We start from the raw sequence: 9331 nt of genomic DNA, 5'->3' as shown, positions 1-9331 counted from the left end.
ATCTTGACGAATAGCAACTACAGAAGGTTCATCAAGGACAATTCCTTGCCCTTTTACGTAAATTAGAGTGTTGGCTGTACCTAAATCGATAGATAGATCGTTAGAAAACATGCCACGAAGTTTCTTAAACATACTCTTCGCTCATCCTGCAAAAATATAGAAGACAAAAATTGCTCTAAATGTACCAATGCCTCGCTGTCACAGCAAGGTATTGGTACACAAACATGAGCAGAAAGCCTCAATTTCTTGCAGTTTCCTAACTTAAGGGCAAAAACCTAAGTTGTTACTGTCCGGTTAACCCTGGCTCACCACGGTAAATCACGCGATCGTTACCTCGATGAATACCAAAGGTGACGACGGAGGATGGGTTTTCTTCACCAGCTTTCTTATTGTCCCAGTTGTACTTGAGCCAAGGTAAGCCATTTTTTGAATCATCAAGATCTAACCAAACTTGTGATTGCTGTCGAACTTCATTATCACAACCTTGTACAGCGGTTAAACGCTCTCTATTTGCATTTGGTAATATGCCCCCGGTAACTTTAGCACTGGATGTTTCACTGTCTGCTGAATCAAGAACTTGAATATCGATATCACAGGCAGTAACACCATCTGGACTGCTCCAAATCAGTTTATCATCGCCTTGCTCTACAGCAGAAACGGCCGTTCGGTTGTCCTTAGAATTGACGACAAATCGGTTCTTATTCCAGTACTCAACTTTAAGAGGAATGCTGAGTGTATCCCCTTGTCTTCCGCCAATATCATCTAAAACCATACGCCCATACCTAACATCAGGTTGAGATAACAGTTGTTGCTCTACGGTACGAGATTGTTTGCCATCATGACCTTCTGTCAGAAATAGAGTTGGGTCAATATGTGCTGTCTTCGTACTCGCTGTATTATTGAGAGACAACGCAATTGATGACTCAGTAGAACTATCTGTTGATACTTTGGAGTTAAATGGACCATCTAAATTAACAGCTTTGCTCCAATCAACAGAATTAACCCAGGTTTTACTCCAAATCGCACCAGACCAGTTTTTACTGGTTAGATCAGAGTTCAAGATACTAAGTCGGTCAGAAAAGCTTCCAGCTAAGTGCAAGTCTGCTTTCAAAGAATCAGCAAAACTACCATAGTTCTGCGTAGCATACCCATCAGCGTTGTACGCAGTGACTTCAAACTTAACTGACGCAAAGTTTTGCCCCATATAAACGGAGTCATTCTGATTATCAGGATAAGTCCACTCGGTTCCTGTTACTTTAAAATAATCAGGATAGAAACGACCAACGGTGACGTCATATTCATCTAGTTTCTCTCCCAAATACGTTGCTTTAGTTTTAAGGTTTAAAGAGCCAACTTCATCCCAAACGTATTCAACTGTTTTACCCGCTTTAGCTTCTTCAGAGCTAAAGTCTAAACTTGAACCTTTACTTGGGTCTAAGTTGGCGATATCACCACCCGATGGGTACAAGACAGAAAACTCAGCATCAAGTGGTGCAGCCGTATTTGAATCAGAGAAATAGTTTTGTGTCAGTGGGTATTCACAAACATTGGTAGCATTACCACGTGAGTCGCTATGAACGACTGGTTTATAGGTCACATTAAAGCTTTCAGCAGAGGCAATAAAGCCATCACCAGTAGCTTGTGTCGCAGGGTTAGCTTTTCCACCATTTTTCGCCACAATATTACATGCGGCAATTTTCCATGGTCGAGACTTAACGCTGAATGAGCCATTGAGAACCACTGATTCTTGCTCACCTTTATCTTCATCCGGAGCTATTGGACACTCATCTGAGTACTGAGGATCACACGTGAAATTCGCATCTTCGAGTTTGATTGTGTACAAGCCCGACTCCATTAGCTTAAAGGTATCTGATGTCTTACCTTGCTCTGAGTCAATAAATTTAGGCTCATATGTTAATAAGCTCGCGTCACTGCGCCCGTCAGCTGGTGTTTCGATTTCCAACTGAACACTTGGTGAGCCCGTGTAACTTTTCACTACCGTTTGCTGACCATCGCTACAAGCTAATATTCTTGTTTCTATTTGATAATTTTTACCAGCTACGATTGCTTGGTCATCTACGTCAAACTTGAATGGTACAAATTTGAAGGTAGACGTCTGCGTTTTTGATGGATCATTGTCCACCGTAACCTTTAACGTATATTCGTCATTAAGCTCAATACCATTTTGATCTGTAACGGTAACTTGTAGCTTCAACTTACCAAGCTTCGAAGACACATTGCTTGTAGTAAAGCTTGGGTAAGTGCCTGTACCAGTGCTATCAGCGACTTCTACAGAGAACTTATCGGCATCAGGATAAACCTGCACAGTAACCCCTGTACTTTCCGCATAGCCATCATTCTTGGTTTCTATTTCAAAGCTAGGTTGCTCTGTCCCGCACATCAACGCATATTGTGCTGCTGGTGATAGCGTTACTTCATAATCATCTGAAGGTGTAAAACAGTGGTTGTCTGTAGCAATGATACTTGCCGAGTTATCCATCGAAATACTTCGAGCAGTAACCGCACCATAAACTACTGCATTGTTTTTTAACTCTACACTTGCTTCTGTATAGAGCAGTCCTGTCAATTCAGCACTGTTATCAAGAGTAATTTTATCGTTACCATGACCAATGATTATCAGCTCGGCTTTTCCGACTGTATAAAATTTCGCATTGTTTTTCAGCTCCAGCTTTTTCACATGAATTTGCACTTTTTGTGAGTCTGGAATATTTATTTGTGCGCTGTTATCAACCTTTAGCTCTTCTATCCAGTAAGTTCCCGTTTTAAATGTAACTTTAGCATTGTTTTTCACTTCTAGTTTTTCCAGTACCTCATAACTAGAAAATGTTTTACTCTCCTGATGATCGACAACAACCTCTTTAGAGCTAGTCTTAAAACTCTCTAATTCCAACCGTTTAATCATCAGTCCTTCATTACCAAAACAACCTTCATCGTCACATGATGCATTATTTTCTAAAGTAATTTTCGACTGAGGAAAACCAACGTAACGCTTACCGTTCACATAAGGGGCCCCTGAAATCCGAGCATTATTTTTCATCTTTAGAAGCGCATTAGAATTGCCAGTCCAAGTTTGAACTGGAGATGGAAACAACTCACAAATTTCACTTGTAGGAGGCTTATCGAATAAGAAGTATGAAAACGGCTCAACAACGTGACCACGTTCAGCATCTCTATCCATATCTTCTTCATTAATCAAAGCAACGCTGGTTTTAGTCACAGAACAACGCCTTAGCCAACCACCGTTATTACCATTTCGAGTACGCTTAGACGCCAATAAAACCGGAGCAGATTTGAAGCCAGTAACCGGGAAGTAGCTAAGCTGCTTACAGCCCTCAGTAACTGGTTTAATGACATTATCATTCAGAGCGCTAAGCGTATTACGGGTTGAACCATTACCTAGCCAAAATTTTCGCCCTTGAGTAAAACCTTCACCATAGCCTGCCACAAACGCCACTTCTTCAGGTTGATCAAGTACCGCATTTTTTGTCACTTCAGAGCGGTCAATGATTAATGAAAAGCCTGTACGAGTAGGATCTAGAGCGATCGTATTTAGCCAAAGTGGTTGGCTACCAACCATATTGTTTCGAGTTTGAATTTGAACCAAAACACCTGGTGGCTTTGAAAAAGCAGTGTTCAAACCAAAGTTAATAAAATTAACCTGCTTGCTGATGTTATTTGTCCCATCAGGCTTATTAGAAAATGTATGTTTAGAGCTCACTTTGCCTGCAACAAGCATGGCACCACTATCAAACTTAATAACGCCTGGTTCCATTACCAAGTAGTCAATATCATTCATAGGTGCATCAACATAAGTTATTCTCTCGCCAGTGTTTTTACATTGCCATTTATCGTTTTTACGATTGTATTTTAGATAGCGGCAAGCGGCTCTGTGAGGAGGTAATAACTGCTTTATTGTTGCTTTGGATGAACTGATAGACCAGATTTTCAAATCTGAAGGGTATTCTGTGGTCTTGCTATCAAAGTTAGAGCGACTCGCATCGATCGTCGGCATAACAAAAACCAGAGGAGGTTGTGAGTAAGAATTCTGAAACTCGATGTCACAAGTCACACTTGGCCCTGCTACAGTACATTTATCTGCTGGCACAGTGCCAAATTCAAACTGAGGGTTGTTATTTACTGCAGCAAAACTGATTGACGAAAAAAGGAAAAGCGCTACCGTAAGTAACGATGTTATTATTTTTTTCATTGTATTTTACTCCCTTACCCAAACTTCTTGCTGACGTTGAACTTTAGACACTCCAGAACCACAAACAGCCACACTTTTAACCACATATAGCTCCACTTCTTTACCAGGAAAGTCACCTGGTAGCTTACCTGCCTTCTGACATTCAATCGTTGTCACTTTGCATGCCTGATCGAACAAGCCGCTGTCGGGCTTAACGCTTTCTGCCTCGATAGCATCGCAACGGGTTGCAACAGCAGCAGATTCATCTAAAGGGAAAAACTGAGTTAACACCCAGTCATTACTCGATTGAGCAGTAAACCATGCCTTTGTACCCAAAAACTCACGCGTTAAACCACTTTGATTAGACCAAGTCACTTTCATTAGTGACGCAGCCAAATACCCCATTACGATAATGACAAAGAGCGTCACAATTAACACATTGCCTTTTTGCTTATTATGGAACATTCAGCACCTGCACATCTTGTTGGTACACACTACTTTCACCGGACTGTTCAAACACGAACCTCAGATGCACGAGCCCGCCTCGATGAAGCAATTTATCGTCATATTTGAAATAACTCTGAGATTGATCATCAACATAAATAAGATTGTCGGCAATTATTTCGCCGTTACGCTGTATCTGTGGGCCTACAAAGCAATATTTCACTGACTTAGATGGATCATAGAGATAGTGTCGATTAGAAACGGAGCGACTGGTTACTAAACTAGCGCCATCAATAATCTTATATGCTTTATCCGAATCTGGAGAAAGCGCTCCAACATCAACACTATGAGTGGATGAGGTTAAATCACTTAGCCGTGTTGGGTTAATCACCATTTTCAAGCCACTATCAAGCTCGGGAGCATTGTCACCAAAAAAGCCAACCACAAACTGTATATCATTTCCAGAAATCGCATAAAAACCAGAATGCTCTATCGGCATAAACATCAGGCAGTTTTTTTCACTCTCATCAATAAAAAAGCTATTCGGCACCGCATGACGAATTTCTCGAGACATTTTCTCAATAACGAACTGAGCCTGAGTTTGTAGTTTCTGCCTATCGATAGTGTCGGCATAGCCCTTTGCTCCTAACTGCAAATAGCCAGCAATTCCGAGCATGATAAAACTACCAACCACAATAGTGATGACCATTTCTATTAAAGTGAAACCACGATTTTTCATTAGTAGTTTCCCCTTATCGCAGACAGTGTTAAAGGCTGTGTTTGTCCGGCGTAAATAGTCATAGTGACTCGTTTATAAGCCGTGATCTCTTCCAGTGAAGGATTATTTACACCCGTACCGTCTGATTCAACGTATTGCACTTTCACTTCTACTCGAAAGTTCTTGTAATCACTTTCCATAGACGTACCAAGAACGTTACTCAGCTCATATAACGGCGTAGAGTTACATTTAGCCTTTGTGCTTTTCGTATACCAGCAACCGATATAGTCATCGACATCATTAAAACTAGCTGGGTTTGATTCATCGCTATCTGCCCCAAGACTTGTGGAACAATCCTTACCACCAAGGACAGTCTCACCACAGCGGACTAAACCACCATCAAAGTCGCTGTTTTCATCGAAGCCTCGCGACAATATCTGAGACATGAAACCTTGGCCTAATGCGGCAGCGCGGGTTTGATAATGAGGGATGGCGGAATCTCGAATCTGAGGGACAAGAAAAGAAGTAAACGCCACCATCGCAATGCCCATCAAAACAATCGCGATGATCATTTCTATTAAAGTCATGCCACTAGATTTCTTCATGAGCATGTACCTTTAGAAACATAACCTTGAGAATTAATTTCAACTTGGCAGCGGCTTCGACCATGCTTATCTTCAATTAAGATGTTTACAGCACCACTTACAGGATTGCCGAGAAGGTTAAAATTAATTGTATTTGCGGCACCGCTGATAACGGAAAACCTTGCGGACTTATCGATAACCACGTCACTACGAGCATCTCGTGCACTGCCTGTTAGTGCACAGGCAGCAACCGAACCAACACATGAGCTAGAAACTTGTAAACGAAAGTTGTTATCAGGACTTGTAGCATTCGACTGCATACGATTCACCTGCACTTGGCGAATCACAGAAATCACGCGTTCTTGTAATGCATATGCAGAGAAATTGCCAGATCCCATAAAACGGCTGGCTGCAAAAAGTGAAAGGATAGAGAGGAGAACAATCATGAGGATTAACTCCATTAACGTGAACCCTAATGCAGAGCTGCGAATTTTCATAACCCAACCTTAGGCTTAGAACAAGCGAGATAAGTATACGATGAAATTATGAGATTAATGATAGGTTTATAATTTTTCGATTCGAAGTGTGAACAGACGAACAAATAACCAATGTCTAGTTATTTTGCCCTTTTGAACGACCAATTTCTTCTTCAATTCGATCGTATGTTTCTTTGTTGCTTAGCGTTTCAGAAACGTGCTCAGCGGTTTGCTTGGTTTGCTCCCACTTTGCTTCATAAATTTCTGGTTCAAAGCTTATGTATCGAGGTAGTACGATATACCCTGCGGTAGCGATAAAAACGAGTATTACGACAAATTCAATTCGGGATAGACCCTTTACTATTCTCACCTACGTATACCTTAGAGAAGGGGTCGTTATGACCCCTTTAAAATCAAACAAATGATTATTTGGTACAAGAATTTGTCATCACGGTTTTAGCAGGAATGAGCGCACCATCTGCATCATAGTATGATTCAGAGTACTGAACACACTCTGAAGCTTTGTCCTCAGATGCATAAATAACTGTGCCTGCAGTACCATTTTTCTTATCTGTAGCATCTTTACGAGCTGTTTTTTTAATTTGAACCCAATCATCACTCAAACCTTGCACAGCCTTACCTAAACCATTTTCGTCAGCCGTTGGGTAACCTAGGTAGATCGTAATATCTTCTACTTTCGTGCTTGCGTCAGCCAAAGATTCTTTGCCTTCTACCGCAGCTTTACCATAAGTAATACCTGCAGCACCATCAATTGCACCTTTAAGGCCTTGATTAGCAGCTGCACGAGCATCATCTTGCAGGTTAAGGAAACGTGGTGCTGCAGTGACCGCTAGAATACCTAGGATTACAATTACCACTACCAATTCGATAAGGGTGAAACCACCTTGTCTTTTCATTGTTTACTCTCTCTATGTAAGCATGCAGTACAACTGCAAAGTTTTGTTTAGGTCACGCGACCATTTTGGATATTGTCAAAACGGTTTGGGGCAGCAACGTTCACTAAAACTGACCGTGAAGTGGATACTGTATCTACCGCTTGAGCAGAATGACGATTCGCCATTATTCAGTTCATGCTGCAATGAGAAAAACACATTATTGTTTACCCACTATTACAGCCTGTTACTTATGGTAATGATTGCATTATACCGACTTTCATTACCAATTATAGTGCTTAGGTGTCAAAAAATTCACTCCGCCGACATTTCGACGTCTATTTTCAGTTGATTAGCAGTTGAGATAACTACAATCGACTGACCATTTTCATAAGTGTATTGACAGACATAACGATCAGTTTTGATGGCTCCACTGATATCTATTAACTTGTTGGTCATTATTTTACGTTGGGGGTAATGCACCGCTAGCCAATAACCACAATCTAATACACCTTGCTGAGTAAAGGGAGACACTAACCCGCCCTCAGTCATAGTAAGGTTTAAGCCATCCATCAGCATATGTTCTGGCTCGCCTTGTACTAGCCAAGCTTGACGATAACGCTGAACACTATCTTGCATCCAAACTCTCGCTAACTTCGCTCCAGTTACTTGTGCTTGCTCGGTCACAGGACGTAATTTGACCGCCAAACCCACCGCCATAATCGTAGCAATAACCCCAAACACAATAAGCGTTGCTCGGCTTTGATTTTCAACCACCTATTAGCCGCCTTTGATGATATCGAGCATTCCCCACATTGGTAAGAAGATACCCAATGCCAGCACCATGACCATGCCTGCGACAATCACCAAAAGTAATGGTTCTATTCTTGCGGTCAGTGTTTTTAGATCGTAATCGACTTCTCGATCGTAAAAGTCCGACACTTCCAGCAGCAACTCATCAATACGACCAGTTTCTTCACCTACTGCAATCATCTGAATCACCAATGGGGTGAATATTTTGCTGTTGATGGCCGTCACTGAAATGGTGCTACCCGCTTCAATCGCGGACTTCATCTCAAGAATTCGGTTTTCTAAAAAACGGTTCCCTAAGGCTTCCCCGGCCAAAGCCAAAGACTGGTTAAGTGGCACCCCTGATTTCAGCATCAACGAGAAGGTTCTGGCAAAACGAGAAAGCTGCGCACGATTAACGATATCGCCTACAATTGGCAGCCGAAGCCGAAACTTATCGAACTTCTCCCGACCATCAGCCGTCGCCACCCACGCTCTGAATACAGTAAACGCGCCAATCATTGCCACAACCAGCAACACCCAATAATTAACAAAGAAATTAGAAGTCGCGATCAAAATACGCGTCGGCAATGGTAGCTCAACCCCAAAGCGCGTGAACATCGATGCAAACTCAGGGATCACCAAGATATTCAATACAAACATGGCGATGGTGATAAAGATAATGACAAACGTCGGATAACGCATCGCCGCTTTGATGCGTTTGCGAGTCTCAAGTTCCTGTTCGTAGTAATTCGCCAGTTGCAATAGCGCTTGGTCAAGCCGACCCGTATTCTCACCGACGTTGATCATAGAAACGAACAGTGGGCTGAATACTTTGCTGTGTTGCTGCATCGCAGAAGACAAACCTCGGCCATTACTCAGTTCAGAAACGACATCTTCTAGCGCCTCTTTGAGCTGTTTGTTTTCGCAATTTTGCAACAAGCCACGCATAGAGCGCAGCAAAGGTACGCCAGCTTTAGTCAAACTAAACAACTGGCGAGAGAAAAGAATAATTACTTCCAACGGAATAGCAGGCACAAACAGCTTAGACAAGCTCACTTGGCTTTTTGCCGACTCTTTCTCTAACCGTACATTGAGCGGGATGACCCCTTTGTTCATCAATGCTTCCGCCGCAGCTTCTGAGTTCACTGCTTCGATTTTGCCGTTAGTGGATGAGCCGTCTAGCGTGCGGCCTTGATAACGAAAAGTTGGCATTCACT

The 9331-nt window shown here is 42.1% G+C and carries 10 protein-coding genes; all 10 read right to left on the bottom strand.

Annotated elements, in window-relative coordinates:
* The coding region (locus tag IQP38_RS26370) for a rod shape-determining protein (RefSeq protein WP_228010043.1) at nt 1–132 on the bottom strand (132 nt) is incomplete at its 3' end.
* A 151-nt stretch (nt 133–283) separates the two neighbouring features.
* On the bottom strand, nt 284–4228 hold the full coding sequence (locus IQP38_RS10660; RefSeq protein WP_193837566.1) for a DUF6701 domain-containing protein: 3945 nt from the start codon (nt 4226–4228) through the stop codon (nt 284–286).
* A 6-nt stretch (nt 4229–4234) separates the two neighbouring features.
* Nucleotides 4235–4672 (bottom strand): hypothetical protein, encoded by a 438-nt coding sequence (locus IQP38_RS10655; protein WP_047103642.1) that lies wholly within the window; start codon nt 4670–4672, stop codon nt 4235–4237.
* Nucleotides 4662–5390: a PilW family protein gene (locus IQP38_RS10650; RefSeq protein ID WP_047103645.1), complete on the bottom strand. Its 729-nt coding sequence runs from the start codon at nt 5388–5390 to the stop codon at nt 4662–4664. The genes IQP38_RS10655 and IQP38_RS10650 overlap by 11 nt, the downstream gene beginning before the upstream one ends.
* Complete coding sequence (locus IQP38_RS10645) at nt 5390–5974, bottom strand: type IV pilus modification PilV family protein (RefSeq protein ID WP_193837565.1); 585 nt, start codon at nt 5972–5974, stop codon at nt 5390–5392. The genes IQP38_RS10650 and IQP38_RS10645 overlap by 1 nt, the downstream gene beginning before the upstream one ends.
* Nucleotides 5971–6450 carry a type II secretion system protein gene (locus IQP38_RS10640; RefSeq protein ID WP_170894156.1) on the bottom strand — a complete coding sequence of 160 codons (480 nt, stop codon included), beginning with the start codon at nt 6448–6450 and terminating at the stop codon, nt 5971–5973. Before IQP38_RS10640 ends, IQP38_RS10645 begins: the two co-directional genes overlap by 4 nt.
* Nucleotides 6451–6565: 115 nt before the next feature.
* Nucleotides 6566–6799 carry a hypothetical protein gene (locus IQP38_RS10635; protein ID WP_054575324.1) on the bottom strand — a complete coding sequence of 78 codons (234 nt, stop codon included), beginning with the start codon at nt 6797–6799 and terminating at the stop codon, nt 6566–6568.
* Nucleotides 6800–6854: 55 nt separating this feature from the next.
* Complete coding sequence (locus tag IQP38_RS10630; RefSeq protein ID WP_005438123.1) at nt 6855–7346, bottom strand: type II secretion system protein; 492 nt, start codon at nt 7344–7346, stop codon at nt 6855–6857.
* 291 nt (nt 7347–7637) lie between these two features.
* Nucleotides 7638–8099: a hypothetical protein gene (locus IQP38_RS10625; RefSeq protein WP_005381184.1), complete on the bottom strand. Its 462-nt coding sequence runs from the start codon at nt 8097–8099 to the stop codon at nt 7638–7640.
* A 3-nt stretch (nt 8100–8102) separates the two neighbouring features.
* Entirely contained in the window at nt 8103–9326 is a 1224-nt protein-coding gene (locus IQP38_RS10620) for a type II secretion system F family protein (RefSeq protein ID WP_005381186.1), read from the bottom strand.
* Nucleotides 9327–9331: the final 5 nt, after the last annotated feature.

Origin of the sequence: Vibrio sp. OPT41 (assembly GCF_015163595.1) — a bacterium.
In the GTDB taxonomy this organism is placed as follows: Bacteria; Pseudomonadota; Gammaproteobacteria; order Enterobacterales; family Vibrionaceae; genus Vibrio; species Vibrio alginolyticus.
This window is presented reverse-complemented; position numbering and strand designations above follow the sequence as displayed.